Source organism: Gordonia rhizosphera NBRC 16068, assembly GCF_000298195.1.
Classification (GTDB): Bacteria; Actinomycetota; Actinomycetes; order Mycobacteriales; family Mycobacteriaceae; genus Gordonia; species Gordonia rhizosphera.
Genome location: NZ_BAHC01000197.1, coordinates 80,846 through 100,421 on the forward strand (window position 1 = coordinate 80,846; position 19,576 = coordinate 100,421).

A 19,576-nucleotide genomic window follows, 5' to 3' on the forward strand; every position below is an offset into this window, starting at 1 on the left:
GCCGTCACCCCTTGACGTAGGCCGCCTTCTCCGCCACCCGACCACCGGTCACGGTGAAGATGTCGACGCCACGCACGAAGCCGGGATGCTCACCGCCCCAGGTGAACCGCCAGCGCACGACGACGCGGTCGTGCGCGGCGATCATCTCCTCGGTCTGAAAGTCCGGGTCGGTGGTCGAGGCGAAGAACTCGGCGAAGGCCGCGAGCACCGCCGGCCGGCCGATGTGGCGAATCCCGGCCGGCGGTGCGGTCGATTCGAAGACGACATCGTCGGTCAGCAATTCGGCCAGCCGTGTCAGATCGGCGCGGTCAAAGGCGTCGTTGAAGCGCTCGACGACCGAGGCGGCCTCGGATCGCATCTCGGTGGGGACTTCTGGCGACAACACCTCGATCACCCCTTCGCATAGTTGCTGGCACCGTAGAAGTCGACGACGACGACCGGTTCGTCGCCGACGACCCAGGCATCGTGTCCCGACGGCAGTGAGGTGATCTGGCCGGGCGTCGCATCGAATTCGGTACCGTCGGCCATCACCACGTGCAGGGTCCCCGCCACGTGGTACTGGAAGTGCGGCGCCTGGCACAACTCGGTTCCCGCGATCGGCTTGACGTCGTTGGACCACCGCCAACCGGGTTTCAGGACAAGCCGACCGATCTCGGCATCGCCGACGGCCAGCAGTTCCAGGACACCGTTGTCGAAGGTGCGGACCTCGTCGGGTGCGGCGAAATCACGTTGTTCGGTCTGTTGGTGCATTGTGGTCATGGCGACTCCTCTTTCGCATCGTTTCCGGACACGGATGCGCCGGCACGATTCACGGTAGGGAGCCGACCTTGCGGTTTCCTTGCGACTTTCGGGCCTGCTGTTCGGCCTCGCACGATCGTCGGCCGGTTACGGCCTAATCTCATAGGAACCCGAGTAGGCAGCGACCCGCTCCCAGACCCGGTCGAAGCGCTCGGTGTCGCGGACCGGCTTGCGGATCGCGTCGATCGCCCACTCCTGTTGTGCCTGCGTCGACGACGACTTGCCATGCAGCGCAATGGCATATGCGCTGAAGTCACGGATCTGGAAGTCGAAGATCTGGTCGACGAGGTCGTCGTCGAGCCCGGTGAGAGCACCCTGTTCCAAGATGAGCTGCCCATACACGATCAGCGAGAACAGGTGGCCCACGGTCAGCATGAAGTCCAGATCCTGCTGCTGTGAGGCATCGGGGGCCGCGGTCAGCAGCAACTGCTTGAACGCCTGCGCCTGATCGTAGAAGCAGGCGACGTTGGGGATGCTGGCGTGCTTCTCGTATACCTGCGTCCAGTCGGCGAACTGCACCTTCGCCGCGCCGCGGGTCGGTCCCTGATTCCAGAAGAACACGTCGTCGACGGGGTCGTCGCGGGTGGGGATCTCCGGGTAGTCCATCGAGTTCAGCAGGTAGTTCGGCATGAACTTGAGTACGAGACCGATGTTCACGTGCACCGTGCCCTCGAGCCGGGGCAGGTAGCCGATGAGTTGTGACACCTCGCGGAACATGGTGTCCTTCTCATACCCCTTGGCGGCGATGACGTCATGCAACGACCGGATGACCGTCTCACCCTCCATCGTGACCTTGGCCTTGGTCATCGGGTTGAACAGAAGGTAGCGCCGGTCGTCGAGACTCGCACTGCGGAAGTAGTCGACCGCCCGGCGACTGAATGCCTTCATCGCAATCAGGCGTGCGTAGGAATCCACGAAAATGCCGCGCACATGGGCGAAGTCGGTCACCGGATTGCCGTAGAGGATCCGATTGTGCGCATGCGTGATCGCCTCGTAAAAGGCGTGCTCGGTCATCCCGATGGTGCTGCTGCACAGGTTGAACTTGCCGACGTTGACGGTGTTCAACGCCGCCGCGAATGCCTCGATGCCGGTGTGCAGGATGTCCTCGGCACGCACCGGATAGTTGTCGAGCCGGAACGTGCTCACGTAGATCTGCGCGTGCACGACGTTGTCGATCAGGTGGTAGTTCTCGTGGCGGCTGTCGGCGACGAAGAACATGTACGCGTCGTTGCCCTCGACGTCGCCACGTCGGCCGAACACCGACACCATGCTCGCGACGTTGCCATTCCCGATGTAGTACTTCTCCCCTGACGCCCGGTAGAGGATGCCGTTCGCCTGATCCTCGGCGCTCGCCGGGGTGAGGACCAGATCGGTCTGGTAGACGTCGGCGCCGTGCGCGCGTTCGGACAGTCCGAACGCCATCACCTGCCCGGACTCGAGGTCGCGCGCGGCGCGACGCTTGGCATCGGCGTTGGCACTCTGCCAGATCGGCCCGAGACCCAGGATGGTCACCTGCTCGATATACCAGTAGGTCAGCCCATAGAATCCGAGGATCTCGGCCAGCGCGGCGTTACGGGTGGCGTCCCACCGCTTGTCGGGGTTGCCGTCGGCAAACTCCGACGGTGTGAGAAACGTGGCGAACAGTTTCTCTCGTTTCACGAACTCGACGAAATCGGCGGGCCACTGCGCCGACAGGTCATCGTCGAGGATGCGTTTCTTGCCCCGATCCTCGAACCACCGGATCGTCGCACGCAACAACCGGCGGGTCTCTGCGTCGAACTGCTGCGGATCGTAGGAGTTCGGGTCGAAGAGCAAGCCATCCGTCTGCGCCATACCCTTGTTCTACCCTTGCTCGGGATTGCCATGACCGGAAATGGCTCAAGGGATCGGCTTCCCGGGCGCCGGCTCGTGCCCGCTCGGCGAAACCGAGGTGGCAACTAGAGCCTCTTGAGCGCACGCGCGATCTTGTTGAACGGCTGCACCGAGGCCAGGCCCCTACGCAGGCTGGGTTGCGAAAAACTCAGGTTGTCCAACACGATGTAGCGGACTCCACGATCACGCCATTGAGCGGCTTGCTCGATGACCTCATCGGGTGTTCCGTTGAGGAAGATCTCGCGCAGCAGTGTCGACGGGACCTGAGCCGCTTGAGACAACGCCGTTTCCTCGTTCATGGTGTGCGGCAGAATATCTGGCGCCCCCGAGAAGCCAGCCCCGAGTGGGTGCCGGGCGCCGTGACGAGCGAAGACCTCGTCAGGCGCGATGAGCGCATAAGACTTGATGACCTCGGAGTCCAGCGCCTCATCGACGTCGTCTCGGCTGCGGCCGGTGACAACGGGCAGCCATACGGCCGGGATGATGGACATCGGGTCGCGCCCGGCGTCGGAGGCCGCCGTGCGAACGACATCGAGACGGTGCTGGTAGTCCACCGGTCGGTGCGGGACGAATGGGAAGTAGGCATCGGCGTAGCGCCCTGTGGCGCGCAGCATGCGGGGGCTGTGGGCGCCGATCCAGATCTCCGGCCACCTTCCGCGATAGGGCGGCAGGTCGAATACCGCATTGCGCAGCGGGAAGAAGGGTGAGTCCCGGTTGACGAGTTCGCCGCCGGAATCCCATAGCGCGCGGATGGTGGCCATCGCCTCCTCGAACCGTGCGACCGGCTTGGACCAGTCCACCCCGTAGGGCTCGTTGCCTTCGCGTTCACCGGTACTGATTCCCAGGATCGCGCGCCCGCGGGTGAGCAGGTGCAGCGTTGCGGCGGCTTGCGCGGTGACGGCTGGGTTGCGTCGACCGGTATCGGTCACACCAACGCCCAGTCGCAGGCGACCCAGTCGGTTGCGAGCCGCCAGGTGTCCGAGCATCGTCCACGGCTCCAAGTCGGCGCCAATACTGGGCACCAACTTGGCTGCCCCGCAATACTTCGGCGTCCACAACGACCGCGGCAACAAGGAGTTGAGGTGGTCAGGAACCCAGAAGGAGTCGACGCGGGCGCCGAGCGCGCCCAGATAGTCAACTCGCGTAAGCCACTCGGCCGTCGGGCGAGTGGCAACGAGTGGGTTCATGACACCCACACGAAACCCGGTCATGATCGGCCTCCTTGTCAGATTTCACCAGTATTCACAGGCCGAGGAAGGACGCGGCGGACAATTCACCAATCAGCAGTCAGGCTCCATGAGCGATCCCGGCGCCGCTTCCGTGATCCGGCGTCAAGTTCCCTGCATCGATTCGGCTCGACGCGCCAAGATGGCGATGGGCCAATCTCAGCCGAAGGCACACCGACGCGACATGCCGGCACGTTGCGGTTTCCGTGCGACGGGCGGATCCTTGAGCGATGACCGACGGCTCGTCGGCCGCGACGGCTGTCGAGTTGCGGCTCTTCGGCCGGTTCGTGGTGCTCGCCGACGGCCTCGAGGTTCCGGCGTCGGCGTTCGGGGGGCGCAAGGTTCGCCAGTTGCTGCGCATCCTGGCGACCCGCCGCGGCTCCCACGTCAGTCTCGATGCGCTGACCGAGATGTTGTGGCCCACGACCGCACCGAGAGACCCGGCGGCCAATCTCGCGGTGCTCGCCGCGCGCGCTCGACGCGCCGTCGGGTGTCGCGACCTCATCGTGTCGGGTGATGCCGGATACCGGATCGGCCTGCCCGAGGACCGATGTCGGGTGGACACCGAGAGCTTCGCGTCCCTAGTCCGCGCCGCCCGCACCGCCGACGCCTCGGATGCCCTGGACTCCTACCGCACCGCCGTGGCGATGTGGACAGGCGACCCGCTCGGTGAGGATCAGTACGACGACTGGGCGATCCGGTATCGGGACATGATGTCGGAGTATCGCGTCGAGGCCCTCGAACGCGGCGTCGAACTCTGCCTCGAACGCTCCGACACCGCACAGGCCGCAGAGTGGGCAGTGGTGCTGCAGACCGTGGCCCCGCTGCGGGAGAGCGCGGTCGTCCTTGCCATGCGGGCATACGCCGCGCACGGCGATCCCAACCGCGCGCTGGTCATGTTTGACCGTTTTCGCCACGACCTGGCCACCGAACTCGGGGTCGACCCGACGGCCGAGGCGAGGGCGGAGTATCAGCGTCTACTGCACTCCCGCCCGCCGCGCGCCTCGCACCGACCGACCGTCCGGACTTCGGTGGCACCCTCGGGCCTGGGGTCGGTGCGTTTCGTCGGCCGGTCCCGCGAGCTCGTTCGACTACGTTCCGCCACAACGACACCCGCAGGATCCGTGGTGGTGGTCGAAGGACGTTCCGGAACCGGGAAGTCCCGGCTCGTCGCCGAATTCCACGCCAACCGAGACGCGGCGGTGGTCCGCTGTTTCGCCGCCCAGCGCGACGAGGTGTGGAGTATGGTCGCGTCGCTCGTCCGCGAACTGCTGTCCGCCGACGCCCGGTTCGCCGACGACCTGTCGCCGCCACTGCGTGGCGCACTGGCCATGCTCGTCCCCGACCTGGTATCCGGCCGGCATCCTCGGGTGGACCCGGAGTCCATGCGCGCGTTGGTGATCGAGGTGCTCGTCCGTCTGGTCGGCACCGCGGCGGTGCCGACCATCGTGCTCGACGACGTCCAGTGGTCCGATGAGAGCAGCCTGTCGGCGGTGTCGGTGGCGATGCGCCGTTCACCAGGATCGTCATGGGTGCTGACCTACCGGACCGAGGATGTCCATCCGGGCACATCGCGGCACGCCGCCGTCGGCGCCCTGGAACCCGATCTGCGTCTGACGCTCGGCGGCCTCGACGACGAGGCGGTCCGCGACCTGGTCGTCGACCGTGTCGTCGCCGACACCCTTCTCGAGCACACCGACCGCTCGCCGCTCGCCGTCGTAGAGGGACTGCGGTCGCTGGCCGCGGCCGGGCTGATCGAGCCCGACCGGCGGGGCCGCTGGCACGCCACCGGCGACGACCGGGACGCTCTGCGCGCGGTGGCGCACGCGAATCAGCAGGAGAACCTCACCCGGCGACTCGATTCGGTCCGCGGCGCCGACCGTGATGTCGTCGACCTCGTGGCGATCGTCGGGCGCGAGACCCCGGCCGGTGAGCTCGCGCGAGTCCTCGGTGCCGATCCCGCCGCCGTGCTGGATTCGCTGACCCGTCTGGCCCACGCGGATCTGCTGCGGCTCGGTGAGCAGGGCTGGGCCGCGGCCCACGACATGATCAGCGACGTCGCGGTCCGACGACTCGATCCGGTCCGGCGGGCGCGACTGCACGGCCTGGCCGCGACGGCGGTCGACGAAGCTGCCGATCCGGTTGCGGCAGCGCATCACTGGCGCCTGGCCGGGGACGCGCCAAAGGCCGCCGCGGCCTACGCGACGGCCGCTCGGGCCGCCCTCGACGGGTTCGCCCACGACGAAGCGGTCTCGTTGGCCTCGGCCGGCCTGGGGATCGAGGTCCAGACGCCGGTCGCCACGACCGCCGCACTGCGCGAGGTCCGCGCCCTGGCCCGGGCCCGGACCGGCGATCTCCCCGGGGCCCGCGATGACTTCCGGGCCGCACTGGCATGCGCGCTGCCCGGGCCCCGGCAGGCGGTCGTGCTCGCCGAACTCGCGATGGTCGCCTCGGGGTCGGAGGACATGATCCGGGCCGCGGATCTGTGCGAGATGGCTGTCGTCCGGGCCGGGCGCGACAGGGCCGCACGGGCCCGGGCCCTGGAGGTCGGCTCGGTGCTCGACATGAACCTGGCCCGCGAGCATCGGGCCGCGGAGCGCGCCGAGGAGGCGATCACGCTCTACACCGAACTCGGCAACGCCGCCGGCGTGGCGAGAGTCCTCGACGCCCGCGCGATGGCGACATTCCTCAACGGCCAGATCAAACGTGGCGGTGACCTGCTCGCCCGGGCCGCCGACCTGTTCGCGGCGTCGGGCGACCTGATCCGCGTCGTCACCCCCCGATCGACCCACGGGCACTCGCTGGTGTTCGCGGCGCGCCCGGACGAAGGCCTCGAGGAGGCCTCTCTCGCCGTGGAGATCGCGCGCACCCTGGGCCATCAGGAGGGCATCAGCTACGCGCTGTGGCACCGCAGCGAGGCGTCGTCGGCATTGGGGCATATCGACGACGCCCTGCGCGACGGCCGCGAGGCGCTCGAGATCGCGCACCGGATCGGCCACCGGGGCTGGACCGCGACCGCTCACCGCGCGATCGGCATCGCCCACCAGACCGCGGGCGATCCGGACGCGGCCGGGATCGCCTTCCGCGCCTCGCTCGACGCGAGCGAACATCTCGACCTGTTCGGTTCGTGGGCGAGGTCACGGCTGGCGATGATCGAGATCGGGGCCGGACATCTCGATTCCGCGGCGGATCTGGTGACCACAGCGCTGGCCACCGGGCCGGGGCTGGGCCATCACGAGGCGCGTCTGGCCCGCGTCCTGCTGGCCAGGGCGCGTGGCGACGACGACGTCGACATGCTCGTCGCCGACCTCGAGGCGACCGCAGGCCCGGCCGGAGCTCACGCCGTGCTGAGGGCGTGTCGTCGCGAGATGTGACCGCGGTCGCGGCACGGTCCCGGGAAGTCGGTCCGGTCGCTTATCGTGGGTGCATGCCAGACAGCCCTCAGCATGATCACGAGCCGGACGACGCCCTCGTCACCGACGACCCCGACAAGCCGCACGAATACGAGCACGAGTCCGCGTTCGCGTTCGGCGATGCCACGCCCATCGGGGAGACCGATCGGATCGCCCGGGAACGCGCCATCTACGAGGCCGCCCGGCACGGGAACGACCTCAACCGGGGCCACGCCCTCGGCGGTAGCGGCGGGACCACCGAAGGCCAGTAACGTGGAGGTCCTCACCAGCCGGGTCCTGCTCCGTACGCGGGACCCGAAACGCCTGCAGGATTTCTACCGGCACTCGCTGTCGCTGGCGGTCGCGCGGGAGTACCCGGGCGGCGTCGTGTTCCATGCGGGGAACGGCCTGATCGAGGTCCCCGGGCACATGAGCGACGACGTCGGTCCCGGCGGAGGTGCCGACGCGATCCTGTGGCTGCAGGTACGTGACATCGAGGCGACCGAACGCGAACTGCGTGAGGCCGACGTGCCGATCGTCCGCGAACCGGTGACCGAGCCGTGGGGTCTGATCGAGATGCATGTCCGCGACCCGGACGGTCGCGCGATCATCGTCGTCGAGATACCCGAGGAACATCCGCTGCGACGAGACGTCCGCGGTGATTCGTGACGGCGGTGCGTGCGGGCGGCGACACGCTGCGCGGACGCCCCGGACCGTCATGACAGACTGGACCGCATGAGTATCTGGAGCGCGCCGAACGTGACGTCACCGGTGGTGGCGACCGTCGACCTGCCCGGTTCCAAGTCGATCACCAACCGCGCCTTCATCCTCGCGGCACTCGCCGACGGTCCGTCGACCGTACGCGGTGCGCTGCGCAGCCGTGACACCAACCTGATGCTCAACGGTCTGACCGGCCTGGGAATCGGGATCCGGGTCGACCCGGCGGATGCGACCACGATCGCGGTCGACCCGGCACCCATGCACGGTGCCGACGTCTACTGCGGCCTGGCCGGCACCGTGATGCGCTTCTTGCCGCCGGTCGCGGCGTTCGCCGACGGCGTCGTCGGCTTCGACGGCGACGAGCAGGCCCGCACGCGCCCGCTCTCGACGATCCTCGATGCGCTGCGCGGCCTCGGGGTCGTCGTCGACGGGGACCGGCTGCCGTTCGCCGTCAAGGGCACCGGGTCCGCGCGGGGCGGCGAGGTCACCATCGACGCGTCGGCGTCCTCGCAGTTCGTCTCCGGTCTGCTGCTGTCGGCGGCGCGGTTCGACGATGGTGTCACGGTGCGCCACGTCGGGGCGCCGGTGCCGTCCACGCCACACATCGACATGACCCTCGACATGCTGACCACGGCGGGGGTCGCCGTGGGGCGTCCCGGCAGCAACGTCTGGCAGGTCGCGCCGGGACCGATCCACGCGGTCGACTGGGACATCGAACCCGACCTGTCCAACGCGGCGGCCTTCCTGGCCGCAGGCGCGGTCACCGGCGGCGCGATCACTGTGCCGCGGTGGCCCGCCGCCACGACCCAACCCGGCGCGCAGATCGTCGACATCCTTGCCGAGATGGGATGCGCGGTCGAGCCGACCGACGGCTCGCTGACCGTGCGCGGCCCGGAGAAACTCACCGGTATCAGCATCGACCTGCGCGAGATCGGCGAACTCACCCCCACCGTCGCGGCATTGTGCGCGCTGGCCGACGGCGAGTCGGTGCTGTCTGGGATCGCGCATCTCCGCGGGCACGAGACCGACCGGCTGGCGGCGCTGTCCACCGAGATCAACCGACTCGGCGGTGACTGCACCGAGACCGAGGACGGCTTGCGGATCGTGCCGCGTCCGATGCACGGCGCCCTCTGGCGCTCGTATGCCGATCACCGCATGGCCACCGCGGGCGCACTGATCGGGCTGGCCGTCCAAGGCCTGACCGTCGACGACGTGCAGACCACCGCCAAGACGCTGCCCGATTTCGTGAGCATGTGGCAGAAGATGATCGGGCATCCGTGACCTCGTCGCGGGTGGGGATGCGGCGCCGCCGGTGAGCCGCCGCGCGTCGAGCTACGACGAGACCGATGTCCGGATTCGTCCGGGCAAGGGCAGCCGACCGCGCACCAAACAACGCCCCACCCACGACAACGCCCTCGAGGCCATGGTCGTGTCCGTCGACCGCGGCCGATGGGGATGTGTGCTCGGCGGCGACCCCGATCGTCGTGTCGTCGCGATGCGCGCCCGCGAGCTCGGCCGCACGCCGGTCGTCGTCGGTGATCAGGTCGCGGTGGTCGGCGACCTGTCCGGACGCCCGGACACGTTGGCGCGCATCGTCAAGGTGGCCGACCGCACCACTGTGTTGCGGCGTACCGCCGACGACACCGACCCGTATGAACGCATCGTGGTAGCCAATGCCGATCAGCTGCTCATCGTGACCGCGTTGGCGGATCCGCCGCCGCGCACCGGATTCGTCGAACGGGCGCTGGCCGCGGCCTACGTCGGGGGTTTGACCCCGATCCTGTGCCTGACGAAGTCTGATCTCGCCGATCCGGCCGAATTCACCCGTGCCTTCGCCGATCTCGACCTCCCTATCGTGCTCGCCGGGCGCGGCGATCCGCTCGACAGCGTGTCGTCGATGCTCGCGGGACGTGTCACGGCCCTCATCGGGCATTCCGGGGTCGGTAAGTCCACGCTGGTCAATCGTCTTGTGCCCGACGCCGATCGGGCCACCGCCGAGGTGTCGGGGGTGGGCAAGGGACGCCACACCTCCACGCAGTCGGTGGCACTGCCTCTCCCCGGCCCGCCCGACAAGCAGGGCTGGGTCATCGACACCCCCGGCATCCGGTCGTTCGGTCTCGCCCACGTCGGCCCCGACGACATCATCGACGCCTTCGACGACCTGCGCGACGCCGTCGAGGACTGCCCGCGCGGCTGCACCCATCTCGGCCCGCCCGCCGATCCCGAATGCGCCCTCGACACCCTCGACGGGCACTCGTATCGGCGAGCGATGGCGGTGCGCCGACTGTTGCAGGCGGTGTCCGGCCACGCCGATTCCGAGGATGTCCCCGCCGCCGACCCCGAGGTCCCGTAACGGCGGGAAATCGCCCCCTCTTTTCGTATTCGCTCCTCCGATCGAGGGGGCGAATACGAAATGAGGGAGCGATTTCCCGCCGGAGCGTCGCCCGGTCAGCGGTCGACGACGGTGGTCTCGAAGAAGTACCGATCCGCACGGTACGCGTGCCGCCCGACCTCGACGACGCGACCGGCATCGTCGAACGCGGTTCGCTGCATCGTCAGCAGCGGCGCACCGACCTCCTCGCTGAGCAAGGACGCCTCGTCGGCGTCGGCCGCCTTGGCGCCGATCCGCTGGCGGGCGAGCCGGATGTGCACGCCGCGCCCGCGCAGACCCTTGTAGAGGCCGCCGTTCTCGAGTTCACCGGCTGGTGGGCAGATATCGGCAGGAAGGTGATTGATCATCAGCGCCAACGGTTCTCCGCCGGCCATGCGCAGACGCTTGACGGTGACCGCCTCCGCCCCGACAGGTAGGGCGAGTTCGACCCGCAGGTCCTCGTCGGGAATGCCGATCCGGTACTCGAGCAGCTGGGTCGACGGATGCATCCCCGCCGACGACAGGTCATCGTAGAGACTGGTCAGCTCGACCGACCGGTGCACGGGATTCTGCACCACCTGGGTGCCGACACCCCGCTTGCGCACGACGACACCCTTGTCCACGAGCTCCTGTATCGCCTGCCGGATGGTCGGCCGCGACAACTTCAACCGGCTCGCCATGTCGAGTTCGTTCTCCAACCGGTCGCCGGGCGTGAGATCGCCACGTACGATGGCCGCCTCGATGGCTTGCGCGAGTTGGTGGTAGAGCGGAACGGGTGTGGACCGGTCGAGTTCCACCGCTATGGGCGTCGTCACACCGTCACACTAACATCCGAAACACGGACATTAGTATGTCACGACAAAATCTCGTCAGACTTCGTACTCAGGGACATTGTGCGGGGTGATGATCTGAATACCCGACGCCCGCGGACGCTGATCACCGGGAAGCGCGCCGTGGTACCCCATCACCGTCTGCGCCACCTGCCGCATGTCCGCACGCAGATCGTGATGCAGCACGGCGGTCAGATGACCACTGCGCAGCAGCGCGCGGTTCGCGTCACCGAGGTCGTGGCCGACGAACACCTCGCAGGTGCGGTCGGCGTCCGCGAAAGCCTCGACGATGCCCCGGTTGCCGCCGCCGATCGAGTACACCGCACCGATCCCCGGATGAGCGCGCAACGTCGCGGCGGTCAGCGCTCCGCACGTCGCATCGAGGCCGTCGGAGTCGGAGACTTCGACGATGCGCCGACCCGGATCGTAGGTCCGCATCGCCGCTCGGAATCCCATCTCGCGTTCCTCCTCGCCGCGGAACATCGTGCTGCTGGTGATCACCAAGACATCGGAGTCCACGTGACGTAGCCACTGGCACATCAAGTAGGCCGCGGTCGCCCCGGCAGCACGATTGTCCATGCCGACGTATGCGATCCGGGTACTCATCGGCACGTCGGTGACCAGCGTGATCACCGGGATACGCGCCGCGGTCAGCCGTCCGATCGCGGCGGCCACCTCGGGGACGTCGGGGGCCTTGAGCACGACCGCGTGGCTACCGCGCCGGCAGATCGAGTCGAGTTCGGCGATCAGATCGTCGGTCTCCCAGGTCTCGCGCAGATGAAACCGGGCCCGCATCACCGCCGGCCGCAGGCCCGGCAACTCGTGTTCGAGCGCCTCGCGCGCCAGGCTGGAGAACTGCCGGGGCGTCTCCATCACCAGGTCGATCAGGAACCGGCGTCCGGACAGTCGCAACTGCGTGCGCTGACGGTCCAAATCCGCGATCGCCTGTTCCACCTGCAGCACCGTTCCCTCGCGAACACCCGGCCGCTTGTGCAGGACACGGTCGACGGTCGACTCGCTCACCCCCGCCTGCCGGGCGATCTCCCGGACCGGATACCGATGTGGCACGGAACACTCCTGAGGGATTCTTGATGGGAATCTGCACTTGTCCTGACAATAAGATCTTGCCATCCTGGTCAAGTGATCACGGCGACACAGCCGAGGGCCCGCACTCACGACAGACCTGCATCCCGAGAGGAACGCCACCCACATGACCCTGCGCAGCGCCGTCACCCCCCGCGCGAATCGGATCACCGCGACCGAGTGCAACGTCGATGACTTCGTCGCCCTGATCGACCGCGTCACCGACCTCACCGACTATCCGCATGCCGCGAGCACCGAGCGCGGGGTCCTGTTCTACGACTCGGCCGCCGTCGGCGCGGCGACCGGCGCCGAACGTGAGGCCATCGCCGACGAACTGGCCGACGCCCTCCTCAATGGCCCCGGAATCGTGGTCTTTCCCGGGGCGTTCGATGATCGGCATGCGCTCACCGAGACCACCGCGCTGTTCGGTCAGATCATCGCCGACCAGCACGCCGCCGGGGTCAGCAACGGCGATCACTTCGCCAAGCCGGGCGCCAACGACCGGGTGTGGAACGCGCTGCAGAAGTTCGCCGAGCGGGACCCGGAACTGTTCACCCGCTACTACGCCAACGAGGTTCTCGCACTGATCTGCGAGGCGTGGCTGGGATCGTGGTATCAGGTGACCTCGGCGGTCAACGTGGTCAACCCGGGCGGTGAGGCCCAGAACCCGCACCGCGACTATCACCTCGGCTTCATGTCCACCGACACCGCCGCGCAATTCCGGGCACACGTCCACCGCCTCTCACCGGCGCTGACGTTGCAGGGCGCGGTGGCGCACGTCGACATGCCGATCGAATCCGGCCCGACCATGTACCTGCCCTATTCGCAGCTCTACGAGGCGGGCTACCTCGCGTTCAATCTGCCCGAGTTCCGTACCTACTTCGCGGAGAACTACGTGCAGCTCCCGCTGTCGGCGGGCGACGCGGTGTTCTTCAACCCGGCCCTGTTCCACGCGGCCGGCCACAACACGTCGTCGGACATCAAGCGGATGGCCAACCTGCTGCAGGTGTCGTCGGCGTTCGGCCGAGCGATGGATGCCGTCGACCGGTCGGCCATCACGCGGTGGATCTATCCGTCGCTGCGCAAACTCGCCGCCGAGGGCGACCGCGACGCGCTGGCCAACGTCATCGCGGCCTCCGCCGAGGGCTATCCGTTTCCCAGCAACCTCGACCTCGACCAGCCGATCACCGGATTGACCGGCGAGTCGCAGGCGCAGCTGCTCACCCGCGCGATCGCCGACGACTTCACCCCGGAACGATTCGACCGGGAACTGTCCGCGCTCGACGCGCGGCACATCCCCTGACGCCACATCCCCGGACGGGAAGGAACGAACAGATGACGACGACACCGGCGCTGGCCGGCAAGGCGCTGCTGGTCAGCGGTGGGACGCAGGGTCTCGGCGCGGCAATCGTCCGCGCCGGCACAGAGGCCGGCGCCCGGGTGATGTTCAGCGGCCGCAACGCGGAGAAGGGCAAACGCCTCGCCGCAGAGCTCGAGAGCCGACTCGGAGACACGCTGCCCGACGGCGCCGCGGTGAAGTTCATCGCCGCCGATCTATCCGACCCGGCGGCCGCGGCCGACACCGTCGCGGCGACCGTGGCCGAGTACGGCCGGATCGACTGCCTGGTCAACGCCGCGGGCACCACCAGCCGGGGCAGCCTGCTCGACACCACGCCCGAGTTGTTCGACGAGCACGTCGCGGTGAACCTGCGGGCGCCGTTCTTCACCATGCAGGCGGCGGTGCGCGACATGGTCGGCCGCGGGGAACCGGGCGGTATCGTCAACATCATCACCATGACGTCCTATGGCGGGCAGCCCTACCTCGCCCCTTACGCGACGACGAAGGCCGGCCTCGTCGGTCTGACCAAGAACGCGGCGCACGCGCACCGCTGGGATCGCATCCGCATCAACGGCATCAACATCGGCTGGAGCGAGACCGACGGTGAGGCCGACGTGCAGAGGCGTTTCCACGGCGCTGACGACGATTGGGTGGAGCAGGCGAACGCGTCGGTGCCGATGGGCAAGCTCGGCCAGCCCGACGAGATCGCCGAGTTCGTGATGTTCCTGCTGTCGCGCCGCAGCGGGGTGGTGACCGGTTCGGTCATCGACTGGGACCAGATCGTGATGGGTGGATTCGACTGATGGGATTGACAATCGGCGTGATCGGCCTCGGCCGCATCGGCTCGTTTCACGCGGACACGCTCAGCGCGCTGCCTGCGGTTGATGCACTGGTGGTTACCGACGCCAACCCCGCGGCCACCGACGCCGCAGTCGCCCGGCTCGACGTCGCGCGGCCGGTGAGTGATGCGGACGCATTGTTGTCGGCCGGGATCGACGCGGTGGTGATCGCCTCTGCGACGCCGACGCATGCGGAGCTCATCGAGCGGGCCGTCGCGGCCGGCATCCCCACCTTCTGCGAGAAGCCGATCGCGATGTCGGTGGCCGACTCCGCCGAGGTCGTGCGCCGCATCGGCGGCGATGCACCGGTGCAAATCGGCTACAACCGGCGGTTCGACCCGGCCATGGCCGCGGCCCGCGCCGCGGTCGCATCGGGTGAGCTCGGCTTCATCACCACCGTGCGGTCGACCACACTTGATCCCGCGCCACCGCCGAAGGACTACATCGCGGCCTCCGGGGGTATCTTCCGTGACTGCGCCGTACACGATTTCGACACCGTCCGTTGGCTTCTCGACGACGACGTCGTCGAGGTCCACGCGATGGGCGGCAATCAGGGCGATCCGTTCTTCACCGAGGTCGGCGACGTCGACAGCGCCTCGGTGCTGCTGAGATTCGCCTCCGGTACGATCGGTGCCGTGTCGGTGACCCGCTACAACGGTCGCGGTTACGACTGCCGCCTCGAGGTGCACGGCAGCACCGATTCGGTGGTCGCCGGCTGGGATGACGGCACCCCGGTGCGAAACCTCCAACCCGGAAGCGGTTTTCCCTCCGGAACCCCACACAGCTTCTTCATGGATCGCTTCGCCGCAGCCTACCGTGCCGAGCTCTCCGCGTTCTGCGACATGGTCACCGACGGGACACCGTCGCCGTGCACCGCCGCGGACGCCCTCGAGGTCGCGCTCATCGCCGAGGCCGCCGGCCGCTCCGCCGCCACCCGAGTTCCCGTCCGCATCGATGAGATCCGGGCCGAGACCACCACCCGCACAACCCGAGTGAGGACCACATCATGACCGACACCGACCTGCGTATCGCCGCCGCCCCGATTTCCTGGGGTGTGTGCGAGGTCCCGGACTGGGGTTATCAACTGGCCCCCGAACGCGTGCTGGGTGAGATGCGTGATCTCGGGGTCACCGCCGCCGAGACCGGCCCGGAGGGCTTCCTGCCGTCGGCACCGGCCGAACTGCGCGACACCCTCGCCTCCTACGGCCTCACATGCGTCGGGTCCTTCGTCCCCGTCGTCCTTCACAAGGCCGACCACGATCCCGCCCCTGAGGTGAACGAGGTCCTCGACCGGCTCGAGACCTCCGGTGGGGACGTGCTCGTATTGGCCGCGGCCACCGGCGTCGAGGGTTACGACGCACGGCCCGACCTGTCGGACACCGAATGGAATACGTTGCTGGCCAATCTGGATCGGCTCGGCGAGCTCGCCGCCGCCCGGGGCGTGACCGCCGCGCTGCATCCACACGTCGGCACCATGATCGAGAAGCGCGACGAGGTGTACCGGGTGCTGGAGAACTCGTCGATCGGCCTGTGCCTGGACACCGGGCACCTGCTGATCGGCGGCACCGATCCGCTGGAGGTCACCCAGTCGTTCACCGACCGGATCCGCCACGCGCATCTCAAAGACGTGCGTATCGATCTGGCCGAGCAGGTGCAGCGCGGTGAGCTGACCTACACCCAGGCCGTCGCGCAGGGCATGTACGTGCCGCTCGGGGCCGGGGACGCCCGGATCGCCCGGGTCGTCGGGACGCTCGTCGACGCCGGCTACGACGGCTGGTACGTCCTCGAACAGGACACCATCCTGGCCGACGAGGCCGACGGGGACGCCGCTGCGGGCAATGTCGCGGTCTCGATGTCCTTCCTGCGCAAGGCGGCACAGCGGCCGGTGCGTGTATGAGCGCCACCGCACGCCCCCTGCGGATCGGTCTCCTCGGTGCGTCGCGGATCGCCGAGTCCGCCATCGTCGGGCCGGCCCAGACACTCGGCCATCGCCTGGTGGCGGTGGCCGCGCGGGACCGCGGGCGCGCCGAGGCGTTCGCCGGCAAGTACGGGGTGGAACGCGTCCTCGACTCCTATGACGACGTGATCAACGATCCCGAGGTCGACGTCGTCTACAACCCGCTGGCGAACTCCCTGCACGGGCCGTGGAATCTCGCCGCGATCCGCGCGGGGAAGCCGGTGCTGTCGGAGAAGCCGTTCGCACGCAACACGATCGAGGCCCGTGAAGTGGCCGACGCCGCGCGCGCCGCCGGGGTCACCGTGCTGGAGGGGTTCCACTACCTATTCCATCCGCTGATGCACCGCACCGTCGAACTCCTCGATGCCGGCGCGATCGGCGCCGTCCAGGAGGTCGAGGTGGTGATGGCCATGCCCTCCCCCGACGACGGTGACCCGCGATGGTCCTACGAGATGGCCGGTGGGGCGCTGATGGATCTGGGGTGCTATTCGGTGCACGTGTCGCGACTACTGGGACGCTGGTGCGGTGGGACGCCGGAGATCACCGGCGGCCGCGCGGTGCTGCGCAGCCCGCAGATCGACGAGTCCGCGGTCCTCGACATGCGATTCCCCAACGGCGCCAGAGGAACCCAGGCGGTGTCGATGGCGGCCGGCGAGTTCGTGTTCTCCCTGCGCATCGTCGGCGACAGGGGTTCGCTGTACCTGCACGACTATCTCGGCCCCAACCGCGACGACAGGTTGACGTTCGTGTCGTCGTCGACGGGGGCGGTCACCGTCGAGCACCTCGGTACGAGGTCGACCTACACGTATCAGCTCGAAGCGTTCGCCGACACGGTACACAACGGTGCATCGCTGCCGATCGACCTCGAGGACGCGGTCGACAACATGCGCCACCTCGACGACGCCTACCGGGCGATCGGTCTCGAACCCCGCTGACAGATCGAGGTTGCCGTTTGGTTCGCCCCGCGAGCAAAACGGCAACCTTCCTCTGATCGGGACTCAGCCGCCCGACGAGCACCGCACGATCTTGCCGGCCTCACGCGCCTTGTGCGACCACAACTCCTGCGCGTCGCCGGGCAGCGCGACAAAGATCGCGTCGATATCCGGGTCGTCGATCAGGTCTTCGTAGATCCCGTAGCTGACCATGATCCCGAGCCGGTCCGCGATCTCCCAGGCGACTGCGGTGGACGAACTCGCCACCACCTCGATGGGCCCGGAAACCCTTCCCGGCGTACCCAATTCGTGCACGAGGACGTCGTCGCAGCTGTCCGCGAGCAGACCCCAGCGCAGTCGCCCCTCGTCGCGTCCGGCATCGGGTAGCCACCCGGCCGGCGGCGCCGTGGTCGCACGCACCATGAGCTCGGGTTCCAGCGTCCGGGCACCGTAGAAGCCGAAGCCGCCGGTGTCGGCGACCACCTCGGAGTTCCCCAGCGACGACGCCACCGCATCCATGGCGGCGCCCGCCAGACCGGGGACGTCCTGGCGCACGGTGGTCAGGTTCAAGTGACCGAGGATCGCGTGCGGCCCGTCGTCGTAGCCGACGACCGACATGTCCTCGGGAATACGCAGGCCGCTGTGCCGCATCACCTCAATGAAGCCGATGGCCATCCGGTCGTTGGCCAGGAAGACCGCGGTTGGCAGATCCCCCTCCGCGAGCATCCGCTCGGCCGCCAGCGCACCGGCCTCCTCGGTGTAGTCACCGACCATGGTGCGGCACTCGTCGCGGAATCCGGCCGCGGCCATTGCCCCGAGATACCCGCGCAGGCGCTCGGCCGCGCACGGATGGTCGCCGCCCTCGACGTGCGCGATCGCGGTATGACCCAGATCGATGAGATGTTGCACGGCCATCTGCGCCCCGCGCCATTCGTCGGTGCCGATGGTGACCGCCACCAGATCCGGGATCCGCTCGCCCACCACGATGATCGGGACGACGGGAGCATAGGACCCGGTGGCCGAGCTCGCGGGGTCCGCGCCGAGGCGGTCGCCGTATTCCGCGCCGACCACCACCACCGCGTCGCAGCCCTGCTCGATGAGGTCGGCCACAGCACGTTCCCGGGTCCGGGTCCCGCTGTGCAGACCGAGGGCGAGACGGTAGCCGCCCGCGTCGGCCGACGCGTACAGCTCATCGACGAGATCCGCCTCGAACGGGCTCGATGCCCCGAAGACGACGCCCACCAGACGACCCGACTCACTCATCTCGATCCGATCCCTTCGTTAGCCTCACAACATATCCCGCCGGCGCGCCGCGTGTACACAGACATCCCAGACGTGGAAACCCGCCCGACCCCGTGCGGGGGCGGGCGGGTGGTTCACTGGCGGGCCATCGCCCCGGGACTCAGTGCCGCAACTCGTGCGACAGGGAGTCGAGTTCGTCGCCACCGGCCATCTGCTGGGTCAGCTCCTCGAGGGTGATCTCGTCGTAGGTGCAGTCCAGTTGCTGGCGCCCGCGGTTGAGAAGCACGAAGTGGTCGCCCACCAGGTGTGCGTGATGCGGGTTGTGGGTGATGAACACGACGCCGAAGCCCCGGTCCTTGGCCGCCGAGATGTAGCGCAGCACGGTGCCCGACTGCTTGACGCCGAGCGCGGCGGTGGGCTCGTCGAGAATCAGCACCCGGGCGCCGAAGAAGATCGCCCGGGCGATCGCGACACATTGCCGCTGACCACCGGAGAGCGAACCGATCGGCGCGTCCACGTCGGGCAGGTCGATGCCCATCTTGAACAGCTCTTCCTTGGTGGTCGCGCGCATCGCCTGGACGTCGAGCGACCGGAAGGGGCCCTTGCGCAGTTCCTGACCGAGGAAGAAGTTGCGCCACACGGGCATCAGGCCGACGACGGCGAGATCCTGGTAGACCGTGGCGATACCACGTCCCAGCGCATCCTTCGGCGACTCGAGCAGGGTCTCCTCGCCGTCGACGAGCAGTTCCCCCTCGGACTGCTGGTGCAGCCCGGCCATGATCTTGATGAGGGTGGACTTGCCGGCACCGTTGTCGCCGAGGACGCAGGTCACCTCGCCCGCGTTGACACGGAGACTGATGTCCTTGAGGGCGATGATCGCGCCGTAGGACTTGCCGACGTTCCGGAGCTCGATCAGGGGCGTCTTGCCTCCGCTGGAGTCGGACTCGGGTCGGGTCTCGATTGCTGAACTCATCT

General features: G+C 68.2%; 18 protein-coding genes. 10 read left to right on the forward strand and 8 right to left on the reverse strand.

What is annotated here, in order from left to right:
- Positions 1-4: 4 nt before the first annotated feature.
- From GORHZ_RS23950 to GORHZ_RS23965, 4 genes are all read right to left on the reverse strand, one after another.
- Entirely contained in the window at positions 5-385 is a 381-nt protein-coding gene (locus tag GORHZ_RS23950) for a nuclear transport factor 2 family protein (protein ID WP_245551503.1), read from the reverse strand.
- Positions 386-390: 5 nt separating this feature from the next.
- Entirely contained in the window at positions 391-759 is a 369-nt protein-coding gene (locus GORHZ_RS23955) for a cupin domain-containing protein (protein WP_006337694.1), read from the reverse strand.
- A 126-nt stretch (positions 760-885) separates the two neighbouring features.
- The gene (locus GORHZ_RS23960) at positions 886-2,631 is read right to left on the reverse strand and encodes an acyl-CoA dehydrogenase family protein (protein ID WP_006337695.1); all 1,746 of its coding nucleotides are present in this window, start codon (positions 2,629-2,631) and stop codon (positions 886-888) included.
- A 104-nt stretch (positions 2,632-2,735) separates the two neighbouring features.
- Positions 2,736-3,881, reverse strand: a complete 1,146-nt coding sequence (locus GORHZ_RS23965; protein ID WP_006337696.1) for an LLM class flavin-dependent oxidoreductase — start codon at positions 3,879-3,881, stop codon at positions 2,736-2,738.
- Positions 3,882-4,126: 245 nt separating this feature from the next.
- Here GORHZ_RS23965 and GORHZ_RS23970 point away from each other — a divergent pair, with 245 nt between their 5' ends.
- The 5 genes from GORHZ_RS23970 (at position 4,127) to rsgA (ending at position 10,361) form a co-directional block, all read left to right on the forward strand.
- On the forward strand, positions 4,127-7,270 hold the full coding sequence (locus GORHZ_RS23970) for an ATP-binding protein (RefSeq protein ID WP_006337697.1): 3,144 nt from the start codon (positions 4,127-4,129) through the stop codon (positions 7,268-7,270).
- A gap of 53 nt (positions 7,271-7,323) precedes the next feature.
- Positions 7,324-7,560, forward strand: coding sequence for a hypothetical protein (locus GORHZ_RS23975; RefSeq protein WP_006337698.1), 237 nt, complete (start codon positions 7,324-7,326; stop codon positions 7,558-7,560).
- A gap of 1 nt (position 7,561) precedes the next feature.
- Positions 7,562-7,957, forward strand: a complete 396-nt coding sequence (locus tag GORHZ_RS23980; protein WP_006337700.1) for a VOC family protein — start codon at positions 7,562-7,564, stop codon at positions 7,955-7,957.
- A 66-nt stretch (positions 7,958-8,023) separates the two neighbouring features.
- Complete coding sequence (aroA, locus tag GORHZ_RS23985) at positions 8,024-9,289, forward strand: 3-phosphoshikimate 1-carboxyvinyltransferase (protein WP_006337701.1); 1,266 nt, start codon at positions 8,024-8,026, stop codon at positions 9,287-9,289.
- Between the two features lie 31 nt (positions 9,290-9,320).
- Positions 9,321-10,361, forward strand: coding sequence for a ribosome small subunit-dependent GTPase A (rsgA, locus tag GORHZ_RS23990; RefSeq protein WP_006337702.1), 1,041 nt, complete (start codon positions 9,321-9,323; stop codon positions 10,359-10,361).
- 95 nt (positions 10,362-10,456) lie between these two features.
- Here the strand turns inward: rsgA and GORHZ_RS23995 are convergent, their stop codons facing one another.
- Both GORHZ_RS23995 and GORHZ_RS24000 read right to left on the reverse strand, forming a co-directional pair.
- The gene (locus tag GORHZ_RS23995; protein WP_006337703.1) at positions 10,457-11,194 is read right to left on the reverse strand and encodes a GntR family transcriptional regulator; all 738 of its coding nucleotides are present in this window, start codon (positions 11,192-11,194) and stop codon (positions 10,457-10,459) included.
- A gap of 54 nt (positions 11,195-11,248) precedes the next feature.
- Positions 11,249-12,277, reverse strand: coding sequence for a LacI family DNA-binding transcriptional regulator (locus GORHZ_RS24000; RefSeq protein WP_006337704.1), 1,029 nt, complete (start codon positions 12,275-12,277; stop codon positions 11,249-11,251).
- A gap of 142 nt (positions 12,278-12,419) precedes the next feature.
- Here GORHZ_RS24000 and GORHZ_RS24005 point away from each other — a divergent pair, with 142 nt between their 5' ends.
- The 5 genes from GORHZ_RS24005 to GORHZ_RS24025 are packed head-to-tail and all read left to right on the forward strand — an operon-like array spanning position 12,420 to position 17,362.
- Positions 12,420-13,595: a phytanoyl-CoA dioxygenase family protein gene (locus GORHZ_RS24005; protein WP_006337705.1), complete on the forward strand. Its 1,176-nt coding sequence runs from the start codon at positions 12,420-12,422 to the stop codon at positions 13,593-13,595.
- A 32-nt stretch (positions 13,596-13,627) separates the two neighbouring features.
- Positions 13,628-14,434, forward strand: a complete 807-nt coding sequence (locus tag GORHZ_RS24010; RefSeq protein ID WP_006337706.1) for an SDR family oxidoreductase — start codon at positions 13,628-13,630, stop codon at positions 14,432-14,434.
- Positions 14,434-15,480 carry a Gfo/Idh/MocA family protein gene (locus GORHZ_RS24015; protein ID WP_006337707.1) on the forward strand — a complete coding sequence of 349 codons (1,047 nt, stop codon included), beginning with the start codon at positions 14,434-14,436 and terminating at the stop codon, positions 15,478-15,480. The genes GORHZ_RS24010 and GORHZ_RS24015 overlap by 1 nt, the downstream gene beginning before the upstream one ends.
- On the forward strand, positions 15,477-16,367 hold the full coding sequence (locus GORHZ_RS24020) for a sugar phosphate isomerase/epimerase family protein (protein WP_006337708.1): 891 nt from the start codon (positions 15,477-15,479) through the stop codon (positions 16,365-16,367). The genes GORHZ_RS24015 and GORHZ_RS24020 overlap by 4 nt, the downstream gene beginning before the upstream one ends.
- Positions 16,364-17,362 (forward strand): Gfo/Idh/MocA family protein, encoded by a 999-nt coding sequence (locus tag GORHZ_RS24025; protein WP_006337709.1) that lies wholly within the window; start codon positions 16,364-16,366, stop codon positions 17,360-17,362. Before GORHZ_RS24020 ends, GORHZ_RS24025 begins: the two co-directional genes overlap by 4 nt.
- A gap of 63 nt (positions 17,363-17,425) precedes the next feature.
- Here GORHZ_RS24025 and GORHZ_RS24030 read toward each other — a convergent pair whose 3' ends face one another.
- Both GORHZ_RS24030 and GORHZ_RS24035 read right to left on the reverse strand, forming a co-directional pair.
- Positions 17,426-18,622 (reverse strand): LacI family DNA-binding transcriptional regulator, encoded by a 1,197-nt coding sequence (locus tag GORHZ_RS24030; RefSeq protein WP_006337710.1) that lies wholly within the window; start codon positions 18,620-18,622, stop codon positions 17,426-17,428.
- Between the two features lie 139 nt (positions 18,623-18,761).
- Positions 18,762-19,574, reverse strand: coding sequence for an ATP-binding cassette domain-containing protein (locus GORHZ_RS24035; RefSeq protein WP_006337711.1), 813 nt, complete (start codon positions 19,572-19,574; stop codon positions 18,762-18,764).
- Positions 19,575-19,576: the final 2 nt, after the last annotated feature.